At 54.6% G+C, this 17,134-nt stretch carries 17 protein-coding genes; 5 read left to right on the top strand and 12 right to left on the bottom strand.

All coding sequences use genetic code 11. The features are described from left to right. Positions 1-56 precede the first annotated feature (56 nt). The gene (nikR, locus tag HZS80_RS04405) at positions 57-458 is read left to right on the top strand and encodes a nickel-responsive transcriptional regulator NikR (protein ID WP_179915270.1); all 402 of its coding nucleotides are present in this window, start codon (positions 57-59) and stop codon (positions 456-458) included. Positions 459-527: 69 nt separating this feature from the next. On the opposite strand, the gene HZS80_RS04410 is transcribed toward nikR, so the two are convergent. Further along, complete coding sequence (locus HZS80_RS04410; protein ID WP_008958526.1) at positions 528-1,010, bottom strand: FKBP-type peptidyl-prolyl cis-trans isomerase; 483 nt, start codon at positions 1,008-1,010, stop codon at positions 528-530. 177 nt (positions 1,011-1,187) lie between these two features. On the opposite strand from HZS80_RS04410, the gene HZS80_RS04415 reads away from it, so the two are divergent. Further along, positions 1,188-1,469, top strand: coding sequence for a hypothetical protein (locus tag HZS80_RS04415; protein ID WP_179915271.1), 282 nt, complete (start codon positions 1,188-1,190; stop codon positions 1,467-1,469). 102 nt (positions 1,470-1,571) lie between these two features. Here HZS80_RS04415 and HZS80_RS04420 read toward each other — a convergent pair whose 3' ends face one another. The 9 genes from HZS80_RS04420 to HZS80_RS04460 form a co-directional block, all read right to left on the bottom strand. Continuing rightward, positions 1,572-2,042, bottom strand: coding sequence for an outer membrane lipoprotein (locus tag HZS80_RS04420; protein WP_035555921.1), 471 nt, complete (start codon positions 2,040-2,042; stop codon positions 1,572-1,574). Positions 2,043-2,334: 292 nt separating this feature from the next. Beyond that, a complete protein-coding gene (locus tag HZS80_RS04425; protein WP_179915272.1) occupies positions 2,335-3,933 on the bottom strand; it encodes an isocitrate lyase in 1,599 nt (532 codons plus the stop codon). A 393-nt stretch (positions 3,934-4,326) separates the two neighbouring features. Beyond that, positions 4,327-4,752, bottom strand: coding sequence for a GNAT family N-acetyltransferase (locus tag HZS80_RS04430; protein WP_035555916.1), 426 nt, complete (start codon positions 4,750-4,752; stop codon positions 4,327-4,329). Further along, the gene (locus tag HZS80_RS04435; RefSeq protein ID WP_035555914.1) at positions 4,752-5,942 is read right to left on the bottom strand and encodes a cupin domain-containing protein; all 1,191 of its coding nucleotides are present in this window, start codon (positions 5,940-5,942) and stop codon (positions 4,752-4,754) included. Before HZS80_RS04435 ends, HZS80_RS04430 begins: the two co-directional genes overlap by 1 nt. Positions 5,943-6,005: 63 nt before the next feature. Further along, positions 6,006-7,391 (bottom strand): adenylosuccinate lyase, encoded by a 1,386-nt coding sequence (gene purB / locus HZS80_RS04440; RefSeq protein ID WP_035555912.1) that lies wholly within the window; start codon positions 7,389-7,391, stop codon positions 6,006-6,008. A 66-nt stretch (positions 7,392-7,457) separates the two neighbouring features. After that, positions 7,458-8,099 (bottom strand): high frequency lysogenization protein HflD, encoded by a 642-nt coding sequence (gene hflD / locus HZS80_RS04445; RefSeq protein ID WP_179915273.1) that lies wholly within the window; start codon positions 8,097-8,099, stop codon positions 7,458-7,460. Further along, entirely contained in the window at positions 8,096-9,226 is a 1,131-nt protein-coding gene (mnmA, locus tag HZS80_RS04450; protein WP_035555908.1) for a tRNA 2-thiouridine(34) synthase MnmA, read from the bottom strand. The genes hflD and mnmA overlap by 4 nt, the downstream gene beginning before the upstream one ends. A 73-nt stretch (positions 9,227-9,299) precedes the next feature. Further along, positions 9,300-9,740: an NUDIX domain-containing protein gene (locus HZS80_RS04455; RefSeq protein WP_179915274.1), complete on the bottom strand. Its 441-nt coding sequence runs from the start codon at positions 9,738-9,740 to the stop codon at positions 9,300-9,302. After that, a complete protein-coding gene (locus tag HZS80_RS04460) occupies positions 9,737-10,372 on the bottom strand; it encodes a pseudouridine synthase (protein ID WP_179915275.1) in 636 nt (211 codons plus the stop codon). Before HZS80_RS04460 ends, HZS80_RS04455 begins: the two co-directional genes overlap by 4 nt. A 213-nt stretch (positions 10,373-10,585) precedes the next feature. Between HZS80_RS04460 and HZS80_RS04465 the strand changes: the two genes are divergently transcribed. The 3 genes from HZS80_RS04465 to clpA all read left to right on the top strand — a co-directional run bounded on the left by HZS80_RS04465 (position 10,586) and on the right by clpA (position 15,857). Continuing rightward, the gene (locus HZS80_RS04465) at positions 10,586-12,820 is read left to right on the top strand and encodes an NADP-dependent isocitrate dehydrogenase (protein WP_179915276.1); all 2,235 of its coding nucleotides are present in this window, start codon (positions 10,586-10,588) and stop codon (positions 12,818-12,820) included. Between the two features lie 312 nt (positions 12,821-13,132). After that, positions 13,133-13,441: an ATP-dependent Clp protease adapter ClpS gene (clpS, locus tag HZS80_RS04470; RefSeq protein ID WP_008958433.1), complete on the top strand. Its 309-nt coding sequence runs from the start codon at positions 13,133-13,135 to the stop codon at positions 13,439-13,441. A gap of 139 nt (positions 13,442-13,580) precedes the next feature. After that, positions 13,581-15,857, top strand: a complete 2,277-nt coding sequence (gene clpA, locus HZS80_RS04475; RefSeq protein ID WP_179915277.1) for an ATP-dependent Clp protease ATP-binding subunit ClpA — start codon at positions 13,581-13,583, stop codon at positions 15,855-15,857. A 185-nt stretch (positions 15,858-16,042) separates the two neighbouring features. On the opposite strand, the gene infA is transcribed toward clpA, so the two are convergent. Further along, positions 16,043-16,261: a translation initiation factor IF-1 gene (gene infA / locus HZS80_RS04480; protein ID WP_007111068.1), complete on the bottom strand. Its 219-nt coding sequence runs from the start codon at positions 16,259-16,261 to the stop codon at positions 16,043-16,045. A gap of 131 nt (positions 16,262-16,392) precedes the next feature. After that, positions 16,393-17,127 (bottom strand): arginyltransferase, encoded by a 735-nt coding sequence (locus HZS80_RS04485; RefSeq protein ID WP_179915278.1) that lies wholly within the window; start codon positions 17,125-17,127, stop codon positions 16,393-16,395. Positions 17,128-17,134: the final 7 nt, after the last annotated feature.

Genomic DNA, 17,134 nt, shown 5'->3' on the forward strand with positions numbered 1-17,134 from the left:
TCATACTAACGGTGGCGGCAGCACATGGAAAGCAGGTCTTATAAGAGGAGGCGTGAATGCAGCGTGTAACGGTAACGCTTGATGAGGAACTGGTGGCAGAGGTAGATGCGTTGATGCATGAGCGTGGCTACCAAAATCGCTCAGAAGCGATTCGTGATTTAACCCGTAGTGGCTTAAAGCAGGTGAGAGAAGAGGCTGCACCGGATTCGCCCTGCATGGGCGCGCTGGTGTATGTCTACGATCATGCCGCTCGTGAGCTGTCCAAGCGCTTGACTCGCCATTCCCATGACCATCATGACCTCACGCTTTCGACCCTGCACGTGCATATCAATCATGACAGTTGCCTGGAAGTAGCGCTGCTCAAAGGTCGGGGGCGTGTGCTTAAGCAGTTCGCCGCTGAAGTTACCTCGTCGCGAAGCGTGCGCCACGGGCAGCTAGTGCTGATACCCGATGAATAAGCCCGCTTTTCGGATGCCAAAAAAAAGGTGACCCGGAGGCCACCTTTTTTGATCGGTAGCGTGAGCGTCTTAGTGCTCTACGCCGCCTTCGCCGTGCACGTGGCCGTGCTCAACTTCTTCACTACTCGCTTCACGTACTTCAGCGATCTCAACGTCAAAGTTGAGCTGCTGGCCAGCCAGCGGGTGGTTGCCATCGACAACAACCGTATCGCCTTCGACTTTCTTGACGGTAACCATTAGCGGGCCACCTTGCGTCTGGGCTTGGAATTGCATGCCCGGCTCAATGCTTTCAACGCCCTGAAACGCATCGCGCGGTACTTCTTGCATTAGCTGCTCTTGCAGCTCGCCATAACCTTCTTCAGGAGAAACGCTAACGTTCAGCTTTTCGCCAGCAGCACGACCTTCCAGCTCTTTCTCAAGGCCCGGAATAATGTTACCGGCGCCATGGAGGTAGGTAAGCGGCTCACGGCCTTCGGAACTGTCTAGCACTTCACCTGCATCGTTGGTCAGAGTGTAGTGAAACGCGACAACCGAGTTTTGCGCAATTTGCATGGAATAACCTTTCGGTGAGTGCATGTTCCAATATGGTAACGCGTGTAGGCTGACTTGTCAGGGGGGGTAGCGGCGCTTTTTCCTACCCACCACTTTCGGCGGTATTGCGCGCCAGAGTGACCAGGGATACCCTACGGCCATCACTTTTTTCTTTGCCCTATCATTTTGGAGCATGCAATGACGATCTTGATTATTTGGCTTATCGCCTTTTGCCTGATTGCTTATTTTGTCAATGACCGCTGGAACAAGGGTGTTAGCCAAGGGTTGGATAAGATGTTGCCCAGTGTGCTGAAGAGCCATGGCAACAATCGCTACTTATGGGCGATTTCGCTGGCAGTACTGGGAGCCACCACTCTGATCCAGCCCGTAGAGATGCTGTTGGTGGTCATTCTGCTAGCTCTTATTGGCTGGGCCATCATGGCTCTAGCTAATTGGGCAAGTAACAAGACTCATCATTAAGTTATCCGCCATAAAAAGTCAGTTGCCATAAAAAAGCCCGGCCATCTAATAAGATGGCCGGGCTTTTTTGATAACAAAATACTATTGAACGATAGCAATCAATTAATAAGGTGCAACACTCATGCTGGCGCCGCTACCGATTAAGCGTACCCGCTGACCAGCCTGGAACTGGCGGTCTGCACGTTGTACAACGATAACGTCGGTACCGTCGTCACGACGAATTTCCATTTCCAATGCGTCAACGCGGTTAGTCGCGTCTTCAGCTGCAGTGCCAGCTACGGCACCACCGAGAGCGCCTGCCACGGTTGCTAGCTGGCGACCTGAACCACCACCCACTTGGTTACCCAGAAGGCCGCCGATAATGGCGCCACCGCCGCTGCCTAAAAGGCCTCCAGCGCGGCTATCGGCTTGAATCTGTACCGGGCGAACCGCCACGATAGTGCCGTAGGTAACGCTTTGGCCGGTTTTTGCTTGGTTGCCGCTATAGACATCACCCGAGTATCCCGAGGTGTTGGCACATCCAGCCAACGTGAGAATACTTAAAGCTACAGCCGGTAGAAGAAGACGTTTCATTAAAACCTCCAGAGTGTCTATTGAGTTAACTGTCGCCCACACTGCCGTCGTTAAAAGCAAAGTGAAGAGCGATTATAGTTATAGAACGGTGTTCGCTAAAGATAGCTGATGTAAAGCATTTTGACCAGCAATCAATGGAAAAGGTCAAAGCTGACAAAAAAGTAGTCAAGAAATATCATAACGGAGAGTGTAACAGCGTATTAAGAAAACAGTGTGCAAATACTCAGAGCGAACCAAAACAGGAGGCCGTTAGGCCTCCTGTGCAGGGATCAAAAAGTAACGTGGGCGATTACTAACCAAATTGATTCATGGTGTTGTCTTTGCCCCCGGCTTTGAGCGCGGCATCACCGTGGAAGAACTCTTTATGATCATCACCGATATTGGAGCCTGCCATATCCTGGTGGCGAACCGTGGCGATGCCCTGACGAATTTCCTGGCGCTGTACGCCTTTCACGTAAGCCAGCATACCTTCATCGCCAAAGTAGCCTTTCGCCAGGTTGTCGGTCGAGAGGGCGGCCGTGTGGTAAGTCGGCAGCGTAATTAAGTGGTGGAAGATGCCTGCGTCGCGAGACGAATCGCGCTGGAAGTTGCGCGTCCACTCATCGGCCAGCTGACCCAGTTCGGTTTCGTCGTACTCGGCGCTCATTAACTTGTCACGCTGGTAGGCAGAAACATCCTTACCCTCTTCCTGCCATGCATCGAACACCTGCTGACGGAAGTTCAGCGTCCAGTTGAACGACGGTGAGTTGTTGTAAACCAATTTGGCATCCGGCACGACATCGCGAATCCGGTTAACCATGCTGGCGATCTGGCCAACGTGGGGCTTCTCGGTTTCGATCCACAGCAGGTCGGCGCCGTTCTGCAGGCTGGTGATGCAGTCAAGAATCACGCGATCTTCACCAGTGCCGGGTTTGAACTGGTAGAGGCCCGAAGCGAGACGCTTGGGTTTCACCAGCTTGCCGTTCTGCTTGATGACCACGTCGCCGTTGTTGATGTCGGCGGCATTTTCGATCACATCCCCGTCGAGGAAGCTATTGTACTGATCGCCGAGATCGCCTGGTTCATTGGTGACGGCAATTTTTTGCGTCAAACCCGCACCGAGTGAGTCGGTACGCGCAACGATAACGCCATCTTCAATGCCGAGTTCCAAAAAGGCGTAACGTACGGCGTTAATTTTGGCCAGGAAGTCTTCATGGGGCACGGTAACTTTACCGTCCTGGTGACCGCACTGCTTCTCATCGGAGACCTGGTTTTCCAGCTGGATGCAGCAGGCGCCCGCTTGAATAAACTTCTTGGCGAGCAGGTAGGTGGCTTCTGCGTTACCAAAGCCGGCGTCGATATCGGCGATGATTGGGACGATATGCGTCTCATAGTTGTCAATTTTACCGATCAGTTCCTGCTCTTTTGATTTGTCGCCAGTCTCTTTGGCTTCATCCAGGGCACGGAATAGGTGGTTAAGCTCCCACGCATCGGCTTGTTTCAGGAAGGTATAGAGTTCTTCGATGAGATTCGCAACAGAGGTCTTTTCGTGCATTGACTGGTCGGGCAGCGGACCGAACTCAGAGCGCAGCGCGGCAACCATCCAGCCGGAAAGGTAGAGGTAGCTACGCTTGGTGGTGCCAAAGTGCTTTTTGATCGAGATAAGCTTCTGTTGGCCTATAAAGCCGTGCCAGCAACCCAACGACTGGGTGTACTGTGCGGTATCAGCATCGTAAGCGGCCATATCCTCGCGCATGATTTTGGCGGTGTAGCGAGCGATGTCCAGGCCGGTGTGGAAGCGGTTTTGTGCACGCATACGGGCGGCGTATTCCGGTTTGATGGCTTCCCATTTGCCGCCTTGAGCTTCGCGTAACTGGGCCATTGCTTTGATATCGTCGAGCAGTCCTGTCATGAGCTTATCCTCTTCGGTCGTGAACGTATTTTGCAAATCAGCACTTGCTTATGCTGCACCTGCGAGGTTGTATTTAGCATTATTGAATTTCGTGATTGTGTCTCTAGGCCAATCGTCTCTCATGCAAACGTCTTGAAAGCTGGAAGCTGTAACGCTAGAGACCTCCGCTACAGCGTTGAGCGGGCTTTATGGATTGACCAAATCGGCTTAACGCTGCAATGCAATAACTATCCACGAGGATGGCGCCTTCAACAATTGACACTTGGGGGCAGAGGCCGTTGTAACCCGACGACAGGGAGGTAGAGGAAGGGAGGGTTTGTGTAGTGGTTTTTCGTCAAACAGGCATAAAAAAGCACTGCCGAGGCAGTGCTAGAGATCCATCAAGAGGGCTTGTTAATCGAGCGAAAGCGTCATTTCTCGATGAGGAATGCCTGCATCCAGGAATTCATCGCCATGAGCGATGAAGCCCAGCCGCTCATAAAACGCTAGAGCATGGACCTGAGCGCTGAGGGCGACCTGGAGGTGGCCCGCATGACGCGCTGCCTCAATCGCAGCCTGCATCAACAGTACGCCAATGCCGGTGCCGCGGGCAGTAGCGAGTACCGCGACACGGCCAATGTGCGCATCGGGTAGCAAGCGTGCGGTGCCCACTGGCTGGCCGTCAAGCATAGCGAGAAAGTGCTGGCACGCGGGATCCAGTCCATCCCACTCCTCATCCTGAGGCACGTTCTGCTCGTCGATAAACACCTGGCGGCGGATCTCGCTAGCCGCCGGGCCAAGTGTCTCCCAATCGCCAGTGCTAATGTGGGTAATGGCCATTAATACTCCTCGTCGTCCTCACCCTCATCACTCATAAAGCCCAAGCTGCCGGTGTTGACCAACTGGGTGATGAGCGCTGCGGCACCGTCAAGCTCAAGGTCTTCGGTGTAAAGGGGCTTGGTGTCGGCTAGGCGCTTGGCTAATTCAGTTGAACAGGCGTGGCCGTCACCATCCACAAATAGCGTGGTGCCGCTGGCGTCGTGTCGCCAGGCAAAGCGTGAGCCAGGCATATGGTAGAGCGGTTCACCCTCTTGTAGTTGAGCAACAAGCGCCGCTTCGGTTAGCGGCGTTTCAAGCGGCACCACTTGATCCACATACTTTGGCTGGGTCATCACCCGGCCAAACCACTGGGCAACCTGGGTTGGGTTATCCAGCGTCGACATAATCAGTTGGCGCATACGCTCAACGGCGTCGTCGTCCAGCTCACCGACCTGCTCGGCAGGCGCCATGCCCGCATCACTGTAACGCTGTGAGGCAGGAAGCTGCTCGCCCAAATAATCGGCATAGGAGGTAATCGCCTCATCAGCGGAGGGCGCGCGGAAACCAATCGAGATCGTCATGCAATCATCGCTTTGGCTCACACCGTGATGTGCCCAGCCGGGGGGGAGATAGAGCATGTCGCCGGGGTCAAGCACCCAGTCGGAGTCCGGCTCAACGGTGAATTCTTTCAGGATGCGAAGATCGATACCTTGGATGATCGGCGCATCTTCCGTGAGCTTGCCGCCCAGCTGCCAGCGGCGATGGCCGCTGGCTTGGAGTAAGAAAACATCGTATTGATCGATATGCGCGCCCACATTGCCACCAGGAGGCGCGTAGCTGATCATCACGTCATCGAGCCGCCAGCGCGGCAGGAAATCAAACTCGTCCATTAGCGCGGCGACCGCAGGCACATAATGGTCAACGGCCTGCACGAGAAGACTCCAGTTGTTCTCTGGCAGCCGTTCAAAGGTGGCTTCGTCAAAGGGGCCGTGGGAGACCTGCCAGGGCCCATCGGGGCCTTCTTCTTCGACCAGGCGTGCCTCTACGCCAGGCTCGCAGGCGAGTCCCGCCAGCTCATCAGCTTCAATCGGGCTAATGAAGTCGGGCATTGCGCCACGAATCAGCAGCGGCTTTTGCTGCCAATAATTGGCCAGAAAGTCTGCGGCGGTAAGATCGCCCAGCAGTGTTAGCGGCTTATCGTGATGGTTCATGGCGTGTCCTGGTGTAGTGGTCGCAGCAACGTTGGTTACAGCAAGTTGGTCACAACAAATGGGTTACAGCGAGTTTAGCTGATGCGTCAGTGCTTCGGCTTGTGCCTGGGCATTACCAATATAGTTGGCCGGTGAAAGCGCCTTCAATTCGGTTTTGACGTCGCTGGGTAGTTCAAGGGTATCAATAAACGCCGCAAAGCCTGCTTGGTCAATACGTTTGCCCCGGGTCAGCTGCTTGAGTTTTTCGTAGGGCTTCTCAATGCCGTAGCGGCGCATTACCGTTTGAATCGGCTCGGCGAGCACTTCCCAGCTGTTATCCAGATCAGCGTCTAAACGTTCAGGGTTGGCTTCAAGCTTGCTGATGCCTTTGAGGCTGGCGTGATAAGCAATTAAGCCATACGCCAAGCCCACGCCTAGATTGCGCAGCACGGTGGAGTCAGTCAGGTCGCGCTGCCAGCGGGAGATCGGCAGTTTTTGCGCTAGGTGGCTAAGCACTGCATTGGCCAGGCCCAGGTTACCCTCGGAGTTCTCAAAATCGATTGGGTTAACTTTATGCGGCATGGTGGATGAGCCAATTTCGCCCTCGACCGTGCGCTGCTTAAAGTAGCCCAGTGAGATGTAACCCCATACGTCGCGATCAAAATCGATCAGGATCGTATTGAAGCGGCAAATGGCATCAAACAGCTCGGCGATATAGTCGTGAGGTTCGATTTGAGTCGTGTAAGGGTTGAACGTTAACCCCAAGCCTTCCACAAAAGTGCGCGCATTGGCTTCCCAGTCGATCTCTGGGTAGGTAGTCAGGTGGGCATTGTAGTTGCCCACGGCGCCATTGATTTTGCCGAGCACTTCCACCGCTTCAATTTGCTTGAGCTGGCGCTTGAGGCGATAGGCCACGTTGGCCATTTCCTTGCCCAGGGTCGTAGGGGTCGCGGTTTGACCGTGGGTGCGCGACAGCATCGGCTGGGCGGCATGGGCAATCGCCAGCTTGGCAATTTCGTCAGCCACTTCGTGCATGGTGGGCAGCATGGCGTTAAGGCCGTCGCTGAGCATCACGCCGTAGGAGAGGTTGTTGATATCTTCGCTGGTGCAGGCAAAGTGAATGAACTCGGTCACTGCGTGGAGCTCGGCCTGACCTGCGATCTTCTCTTTCAGGAAGTACTCAACCGCTTTGACATCGTGATTGGTGGTGCGCTCGATCTCTTTGATCCGTTCGGCATCGGCAATCGAAAACTCACGAATCAACTGTTCAAGAAACGCCGTCGCTTCAGCGGAGAGGGGCGGCACTTCGACGATTTTCGTGTGCTCGGCCAAGCGCTGCAACCAGCGAACTTCCACAATCACACGGGCGCGGATCAGGCCGAATTCGCTGAAGTGTTCGCGCAGGGCGGCGGCTTTAGAGGCGTAGCGGCCGTCAACGGGGGAGAGGGCGGTCAAAGCAGAGAGTTGCATGGCATGGTTTCCAGGTAGTTCGAGAGCAGATTAATCGAGAACAAGTCGGTCAAATAGATTGGCGGACTAGTTGAGGCTGTCCAGCGCCCGGCGTAGCGCTTTGCGCTGGAAGACCAGCTTCCAGCGCCGCCCGCCTTGCTGGTGCCACAGGAGTCCAAAGCGAATGCCGGCCATTAAACAGGCGCGAACGCGTTCAGGCATCATGCGGCTTTGCAGCAGGGATGGGTCGCCTTGCACCACAATGCGGGTTTTAAAGGTGGAGATCGTCTCTTGGTACGCTTCCCCTAGGCTGGCGACCACGTTTTCATGGGTGGGACCGAAGTGCTCGGCCTGACCCTGGATACGGGTAAGCTTTTGGCCCAGGGAATCCATCATGTTGGTATTGGTGCGCAACTTGTTCATCAGCATGAGCAGCGAGAAGCCGTAACGCAGCACCACCGGGTTCGCCTGTTTGCGCCCTACTAAGGCTTCCAGCGTGTCCAGGCCGCGGCGCAAGTTGTTGGGGTGGCCACCATAGATGGCTTCGAAGCTTGCCGGATTGGTATCCACGGTGGCTTCAATCAACGTTTCCCAGGCGCGCGGGTCTACCTGACCGGTGCGGGCGAGTTCGTCCACCAGACTGGCGGCTTGAAACACACCGGCCAGCGCCAGCGCTTGGCGAGCTGCCGCGGAATCAGGCGCGCGATGAATCGGCGTAGTGGGGTTCATGCAGCAGCCTCCGCGGCTTTCTTCCAGGTGGCGCGAATAACGCCGCCACCCAAGCAAATGTCGCCATCGTAAAGCACCAGCGACTGGCCAGGCGTGACTGCCCACTGAGGATCATCGAAGGTGATCTCTACGCCGCCGTCGGGCAGCGCGCGCATTTCACAGCCGCAGTCACTTTGCCGGTAACGCGTTTTGGCGGTAAAGCGGCCCTGCTGAACCGGCGGCTCGCCTGCCACCCAGTCCATCACCTCGGTGGCCAAGGTGTCGGAGTAAAGCAGTTGATCGTGCTTACCCTGCACCGCGATCAGTACGTTGCGATCTAAGTCTTTCGCCGCCACGTACCAGGGCTCTTCTGAGTAGTTGGCAAGCCCGCCAATGCCTAGCCCCTGGCGCTGGCCCAGGGTGTAATACATCAGGCCCATATGTTTGCCGATGACATCGCCATCCGGCGTTTCAATGGTGCCGGGCTGGGCGGGTAGATATTGCTGAAGGAAGTCGCGAAAGCGCCGCTCGCCGATAAAGCAGATACCGGTAGAATCTTTTTTCTTGGCGGTAATCAGTCCATGCTCTTCTGCCAGCGCACGCACGGCAGGCTTTTCCAGTTCACCCACGGGGAACAGAGTGCGGGCAATGGCGGCTTCCGGCACCGCATGCAGGAAATAGCTTTGGTCTTTATTACCGTCGAGTCCTTTCAGCAGGCGCGGTCGGCCTTCACGAACCCCTTGTCGAACATAGTGGCCGGTAGCGATTTTGTCGGCCCCAAGCATTTCGGCGTACTCAAGGAACACCTTAAACTTGATTTCGCGGTTACACAGAATATCCGGGTTGGGCGTGCGGCCCGCTTTGTATTCGGCTAAAAAGTGCTCAAATACGTTATCCCAATACTCGGCGGCAAAATTAGCGGTGTGCAGCTTAATGCCCAGCTTTTCGCAGACAGCCTCGGCGTCGGCGAGGTCCTCTTTGGCCGTGCAATATTCGGTGCCGTCGTCTTCATCCCAGTTTTTCATAAACAGGCCTTCCACCTCATAGCCTTGCTGCATGAGGAGAAGGGCAGAAACAGACGAGTCAACGCCGCCGGACATACCGACAATCACTTTGCCGTTAGCGTTTGGCGCAGTAGTGGATGGCATAAGCATCCTCAGTAGATGTAGTGTGCAATTGGGGAAGGATTATACACGATGGGGGGTAATGGCTTCGAGTGCTTCACTCGCGAATCACCGTCAGCGGATAATACGGCCCGTTAAGGGCATCTTCGATACGTTTGAGTACCAGTGGGCTACGCAGGCGTGACTGTTGATCTAATTCGCGCAGTTGCTCAAGTGTCAGCCAGTGTGTGGCCACGATGTCGGGATCCAAAGCAAGGTCGAGTTGACGCAGAGGCGCGGCAATAAAACCGTGGCTATGAAACGTTTGTCCGTCATCGGTATGAAAAATATATAGCCCAAGATAGCTGGTAAGCGACACGCGCCAGGCTGTCTCTTCCTGCACCTCGCGCAGAATGGCTGCGATGGGTCCCTCACCGGGCTCGATATGTCCGGCGGGCTGGTTGAACACGCTATGCGGCCCGCCGCGCTGCTCTTCCACCATTAAGTAATGCTCGTCTCGCTGTATAACACAGGCCGCCGTGCTGTGAATAAGGCTCATGATGGCTTCCTGCGTTTTGCGGCGGGTCGCGCTTGTTGATCTTGTCGCTGAGCCGTTCGCTTATTTGCAGCTGTATTCGCCGGTCGGGGCGCGTGTAGGGCCTCTTTACGCCACTCGCCTGGTGCTAATCCTTCCAACGTCCAGGGCCCAACGGAGGTGCGAATCAAACGCAGCGTGGGAAAGCCTACGTGAGCGGTCATGCGACGAACCTGGCGATTGCGCCCTTCGTTGATGGTTAGCTCCAGCCAGCTAGTCGATGGATGGCGTTTGGGGTCGATAGGAGATTGGCGTAAGGCGGTAGTGGGGGGCTCCATTCGGCGAGCCTTCGCTGGCTGGGTCGGGCCATCTTTGAGGATAATGCCCTGACGCAGCGCCTTGAGGGCCGTGTCATCTATTTGTCCTTCGACCTGCGCCCAGTAGGTTTTGGGCTGTTTGTGGCGTGGGTGAGAGATGCGATGAATCAACTCACCGTCGTCGCTGAGCAGCAGCAGGCCTTCAGAGTCGTAGTCAAGCCGCCCAGCGGGGTAAATGTCTTTGACAACAATAAATTGTGCCAGTGTTTGGCGTCCTTCGCGGTCGCTGAACTGGCTTAATACTTGAAACGGCTTATGCAATAAATAGAGGTTGCTCATGACATCTCGTTACTCTTTTTACTTTCTATGCGCTCTTGGGACGGGACATGTCGACAATGCGCATGGCGGACAGCGCTGGTATACTCCGGCCTAGCTGCTGGGGCGCGCTGGGGGCGTCATCGTTATAAACAGGCTAGAGCCCCGGCCATTAGTGAACTCGCGCTCCGCTCAAGATTTCTTGCAATCGTAGTGACAAGAGAGGTTAACGCAAAAATGACCAAAACGCCGAAGATCATCTACACGCTCACCGACGAAGCCCCCGCGCTTGCGACGTACTCCCTGTTGCCGATTATCGATGCGTTCACCGATTCAGCGGGTATTCAGGTAGAGACGCGCGATATTTCGCTGGCCGCTCGGATTATCTCTCAGTTTCCTGATTACCTGAGCGAAGAGCAACAGATCGGCGATCACCTGGCCGAACTTGGCGAACTGACCAAGACCCCAGAAGCTAACATTATCAAATTACCCAACATCAGTGCTTCACTGCCCCAGTTGAAAGCGGTGATTAAAGAGCTGCAGCAGCAGGGCTACAAGCTTCCCGACTACCCGGAAGCGCCCCAGACTGACGAAGAGAAAGACATTCAGGCGCGTTACGACAAAACCAAAGGCAGTGCCGTTAACCCGGTGTTGCGTGAAGGTAACTCAGACCGCCGCGCACCGCTGTCGGTGAAAAATTACGCGCGTAAATACCCGCATCGCATGGGCGAGTGGAGCAGTGACTCCCAGTCCCACGTGGCGCATATGAGTGAAGGCGATTTTTACGGCAGTGAGAAGTCAGCGCTGATTGAAAAAGCCACCGATCTTAAGATCGAGTTGATCGCTAACGATGGCAGCGCCACCGTACTCAAGCCGAAAACATCCGTACTTGAAGGCGAAGTCGTTGATGGTGCGGTGATGAGCCGTAACGCGCTGCGTCGTTTCGTGGCCGAAGAAGTGGCCGATGCCAAAGCGAAAGATGTGCTGTTCTCGCTGCACCTCAAAGCGACCATGATGAAGGTCTCTGATCCGATCATGTTCGGCATGGTGGTCAGCGAGTTTTATCAGGACGTGCTGAGCAAGCACGCGGATGAGCTGAAGCAGGCAGGCTTTGATCCCAATAACGGTATTGGCGATCTCTACTCGGCGATTAAGTCGCTGCCGGAACAGCGTCAGACTGAGATTGAAGGTGAGATCCAGGCGCTGTATGCCGAGCGCCCACGCCTTGCAATGGTGAATTCTCATAAAGGCATCACCAACCTGCACGTGCCCAGCGACGTGATTATTGATGCTTCTATGCCGGCGATGATTCGTGACTCTGGCAAGATGTGGGGCGCCGACGACCAGCTGCACGACGTCAAAGCGGTAATTCCTGATCGCTGCTACGCTGGTATCTACCAAACCGTGATCGAAGACTGCAAACAGCACGGTGCGTTTGATCCGACCACCATGGGCAGCGTGCCTAACGTTGGCCTGATGGCGCAGAAAGCTGAAGAGTACGGCTCTCACGACAAGACCTTCCAGATTCCCACCGACGGCACCGTTCGCGTTACGGATACCGACGGCAACGTCGTACTTGAGCACAGCGTAGAGCAGGGCGACATCTGGCGTATGTGCCAGACCAAAGATGCCCCGGTTCGTGACTGGGTGAAACTGGCGGTGAACCGCGCTCGTGAAAGCGGCACCCCGGCTATTTTCTGGTTGGACGCCCAGCGTGCCCACGATGCTCAGCTGATCAAGAAAGTCGAAAGCTACTTGAAAGATCACGATACCGGTGGCCTGGATATTCGCATCATGACGCCGGAAGACGCGATGCGCTTCTCGCTGGAGCGTATCCGCAAGGGCGAAGATACCATCTCCGTTACCGGTAACGTATTGCGCGACTACCTGACCGACCTGTTCCCGATCATGGAACTGGGTACCAGCGCCAAGATGCTTTCGATCGTACCGTTGATGAATGGCGGTGGCCTGTTTGAGACTGGCGCTGGCGGCTCTGCCCCTAAGCACGTTCAACAGCTGTTGGAAGAGAACCACCTGCGTTGGGATTCACTGGGCGAATTTTTGGCTTTAGCCGCTTCGCTTGAGCACTTGGGAAGCACGTTCGATAACGCCCGAGCGAAAATGTTAGCCAAGGCGCTCGATCAGGCCAACGGTAAGTTTTTGGATAGTAACAAGTCACCTTCACGCAAAGTGGGTGAGCTCGACAATCGCGGTAGCCATTTCTATTTAGCGCTATACTGGGCAGAAGCCTTGGCTGAGCAGAGTGGTGATGCCGAAATGCAGGAACTGTTCGGTCGCTTAACCGAAGCGCTAAAAGCCAAAGAAGCGACGATTGTCGATGAGCTTAATAGTGTGCAGGGCCAGCCTACCGATATTGGTGGCTACTACCACCCTGACCATGAGTTGACGGACAAAGTGATGCGTCCCAGTAAGACCCTCAACGAGACGTTGTCCATCGTCGCAAAAGGCTAATCGCTCCCGTCTTCGATTTAAGCCCTGAACCCCCGCCCACTTGGCTTGGTAGGCGGGGTTTTACACTGCCTTCGCTATTGCATCCTGTGATATTTTACTTTTTCCATGAACCCTTACTGATCGGCAGCGTCTTACGTTCTAGTAAATTCGTTATAGCTGTAAGTTCGCCATCGCTGTGAATTAGCTATAGTGAAACGTAAGCGATGCTTACATCGGTCAGTCTTGAGACAACCAACCGTGCTGCTTATGTCCAACCTAGAGAGTTCATACCTGGTCGATTTTCCCGTATACGCGGGAATGACGCGTCCAGATATGCCCGATGAAGATGGCGATATAGCGGTGCAGCCGGCAGAGCCAGCGCTGGCGCAACCGCCACTTTATAAGGTGGTGCTTCATAATGACGACTACACGCCGATGGAGTTCGTTATTGAAGTACTACAAGGTTTTTTCAACATGGATAGCGAGACTGCCGTTCAGGTTATGCTCGCGGTACATACCCAAGGAAAGGCCACTTGCGGCGTGTTTACGCGGGATATAGCGGAAACCAAAAGCTATCAGGTAAACGAGTACGCCCGTGAGTGTGAGCACCCGTTGATAAGTGATATTGAGGCCGCCAATTAAAAGCGTTGAGAAATAATTGGTGGTGAGGCTTGCAACCGTGCCATTTGTACCCGATGTTGAGAGTGCCGGTCGATTAAACTGATCCGACGCAAGCCCTAGGTGGCGATACGCCCTAGGTAGTAGCGAAAAGGGGACTGCCATGCTGAGCAAAGAACTTGAAATGACCCTGAACACGGCCTTTACCGTGGCCCGCTCCAAGCGCCACGAGTTTATGACCGTTGAGCACCTGCTGCTAGCGTTGCTGGATAATGCCTCAGCGGTAGACGTACTGAAGGCATGCGGGGCTAACCTCGACAAGCTGCGGTCCGGTCTGCAGGATTTTATCAACTCGACCACCCCGCTGATCCCAGAGGGTCAGGGTGATCGTGAAACACAGCCCACGCTCGGATTTCAACGCGTTTTACAGCGTGCGGTTTTCCATGTTCAGTCATCTGGTAAGAGCGAAGTATCCGGCGCGAATGTGCTGGTGGCTATCTTCTCTGAACAAGAGAGCCAGGCGGTTTACTTCCTTAAGCAGCAAAGCGTAGCCCGCGTTGACGCGGTGAATTACATTGCCCACGGTATCTCTAAAGTGGCTGGTCATGGCCCATCTCCTTCGCCCTCTTCATCAGAAAATGAAGACGCGGAAGAGGGAAGCAACGAAGGTGCTGCACACCCGCTTACTGGTTATGCCACTAATTTGAACGAGCAGGCGCGGCTGGGCAAAATCGATCCGTTGATTGGCCGAGATCACGAGCTTGAGCGCGTCGTTCAGATATTGGCGCGGCGGCGCAAAAATAACCCGCTGTTGGTCGGTGAGGCGGGCGTAGGTAAAACCGCGATTGCTGAAGGTTTGGCCAAGCGTATTGTTGAAAAAGACGTACCCGATGTCATTGCCGATGCAGTGGTTTACTCGCTCGATATGGGCGCGTTGCTAGCAGGCACCAAATACCGCGGTGATTTTGAAAAACGTCTTAAGAGCCTGCTGGGTGAGCTGCGCAAGCAGCCCAATGCGGTGTTGTTTATCGATGAAATTCATACCGTCATTGGTGCGGGTGCCGCCTCCGGCGGTGTGATGGATGCGTCGAACCTGCTTAAGCCGCTGCTCTCTTCGGGCGAGCTACGCTGCATTGGTTCAACCACGTTCCAGGAATTCCGCGGTATCTTTGAAAAAGACCGTGCGTTAGCGCGCCGTTTCCAGAAAGTGGACGTAATGGCGCCGTCGGTGGATGACACCATCAAGATCCTCAAAGGTCTACGTTCACGCTTTGAAGAGCACCATGAGCTTAAATACACCGACGGTGCATTAGAAAGCGCAGCGCGGTTGGCGGACCGCTATATCAATGATCGCTTCCTGCCTGACAAAGCGATTGACGTGATTGACGAGGCAGGCGCTCACCAGCGGCTATTACCGCCGGAAATGCGCGCTAAAACAATCGACGTTGAGCAAGTAGAAGCCGTCGTGGCCTCTATTGCGCGTATTCCACCGAAGAGTGTTTCAAGCTCTGATCGTAAGCTGCTTGAAAAGCTCGACCGTGACCTGAAAATGTTGGTGTTTGGTCAGGATGAGGCGATTGATAGTCTCTCTGCGGCTATTAAGCTGTCCCGGGCAGGGCTTAAAGCGCCCGACAAGCCGGTGGGTAGCTTCTTGTTTGCTGGTCCCACCGGGGTGGGTAAAACCGAAGTGGCCAAGCAGCTTGCGCATATTATGGGCATTGAGCTGGTTCGCTTTGATATGTCGGAGTACATGGAACGTCATACCGTATCGCGTCTGATTGGTGCGCCCCCAGGTTATGTTGGTTATGACCAAGGTGGCCTGTTAACTGAAGCGGTCACTAAACAGCCGCACTGTGTGCTGTTGTTAGATGAGATTGAAAAAGCGCACCCGGAAGTCTTCAACCTGCTGCTGCAGGTGATGGATCACGGTCGCTTAACGGATAATAACGGGCGCGAAGCGGATTTCCGCCACGTTATCCTGATTATGACCTCTAACGCCGGTGCCGAGCAGGCCTCGCGTCGTTCGATTGGTTTCCAGCATCAAGACCACTCGACCGATGCCATGGAAGTGATCCGCCGCACGTTCTCGCCAGAGTTCCGCAATCGCCTGGATAGCATTATCCAGTTCCACTCACTGCCGGTTTCTGTTGTACGCAACGTGGTCGACAAGTTCTTGATAGAACTGCAGGCGCAGTTGGATGAGAAACGTGTTCAGTTGGATGTGGACGACATGGCGCGGGATTGGCTGGCCGACAAAGGCTATGATCCTGATATGGGTGCACGCCCAATGGCGCGCCTTATTCAAGAGAAGCTGAAGAAGCCGTTAGCCGAGATGATTCTGTTTGGTGAATTGGCTGATCAGGGTGGCATTGTTCATGTCAGCCTGGAAGAAGGCGAACTGCACCTTGCCACAGAAACGGAAATGGCTGATGCGCCCTGAAAAGGGCGCTAAGGCGCTCTAAAGTCAATCACGCTTGTTTGCAAACAGCCAAAACGCAGCGCCCTGTCATTGACGGGGCGTTGTCGTTTTTAGCGAACAGCCATTGACGCTGATCGGCGCTGTCGTTAAAGACAGACTAGCGGGAACCAGTTGAGATCAGCCGAACGCGTTAACGGTGCAACGACTTAGCGCGAACGGTATACGATACGGCCTTTAGAAAGATCGTAAGGTGTTAGCTCTACTTTTACCTTATCGCCGGTCAGAATGCGGATGTAGTTTTTGCGCATTTTGCCAGAGATGTGAGCGGTAACAACGTGACCGTTTTCCAGCTCAACACGAAACATGGTGTTCGGAAGGGTATCGACGATAACGCCTTCCATTTCAATATGATCTTCGCGTGCCATATAGGCATGTCCTCACTTATGAGTTAGTAATGTAATAATCGGTCAGAATTTGAGTGCCGCTAGGTGGGCACCCAAGAAACAGCGCTATATTGTGCCGTAAGCCTGCCGTCAAGGCAAAAAAGCTGACGTCTTTAGCGAATTAATTGCCGCCAATGGCGCCCATCAAGAATTTCTAGCGGCGCAAAAGCCTGTTTGTAGCGCATCTTACGGCACTCTTCGATCCAATACCCTAAATATAGGTGCGGAAGCGCTTTTTGTCGGCTGAGCTCTACCAGTTGGAGAATGGCAAAAGTACCGAGTGAGCGCTTATCCAGTTCCTCGCTAACGGCAAAGAAGGTGTAGATGGCGGATAGGCCATGCTCCAGTTGGTCAAAGGCAGCCACGCCGACCAGTTCGTCGTGAAGGTACATTTCCATGAGATGAGCATAGGGCTCATCAAGGGTGAGAAACGTGCGGTACTGTTCACGACTGGGCGGATACATATCACCGTCAGCATGGCGCTGACGAATATAATCAGCGTAAAGCGAGTAGTGGGTGGATGCAAAGTAAGCGGGCATGATGCGGATGCTAATATCGGCATTGCGACGCCAGATTTTACGCTGTGTGCGATTGGACTCAAACCGCTCAACTGGAATGCGCACCGAGCGGCAGGCGTTGCATCCTTCGCAGTGAGGACGGTATAGATGACGCCCGCTGCGACGAAACCCTAGCAGTGCCAGCGAGTCATAGACGCCAGGCACAGGTGACTCCTGAGGGTCGAGGAACAGCGTCGTCGCTTCTCTGCCGGGTAAATAGCTGCAAGAATGAGGCACGGTAAGAAAGAAGCGCAAATCCCGCACCGGGCGACGCGGAGTGTTACTACTCACAGCTTGC

Source organism: Vreelandella glaciei, from assembly GCF_013415125.1.
Lineage (GTDB): Bacteria > Pseudomonadota > Gammaproteobacteria > Pseudomonadales > Halomonadaceae > Vreelandella > Vreelandella glaciei.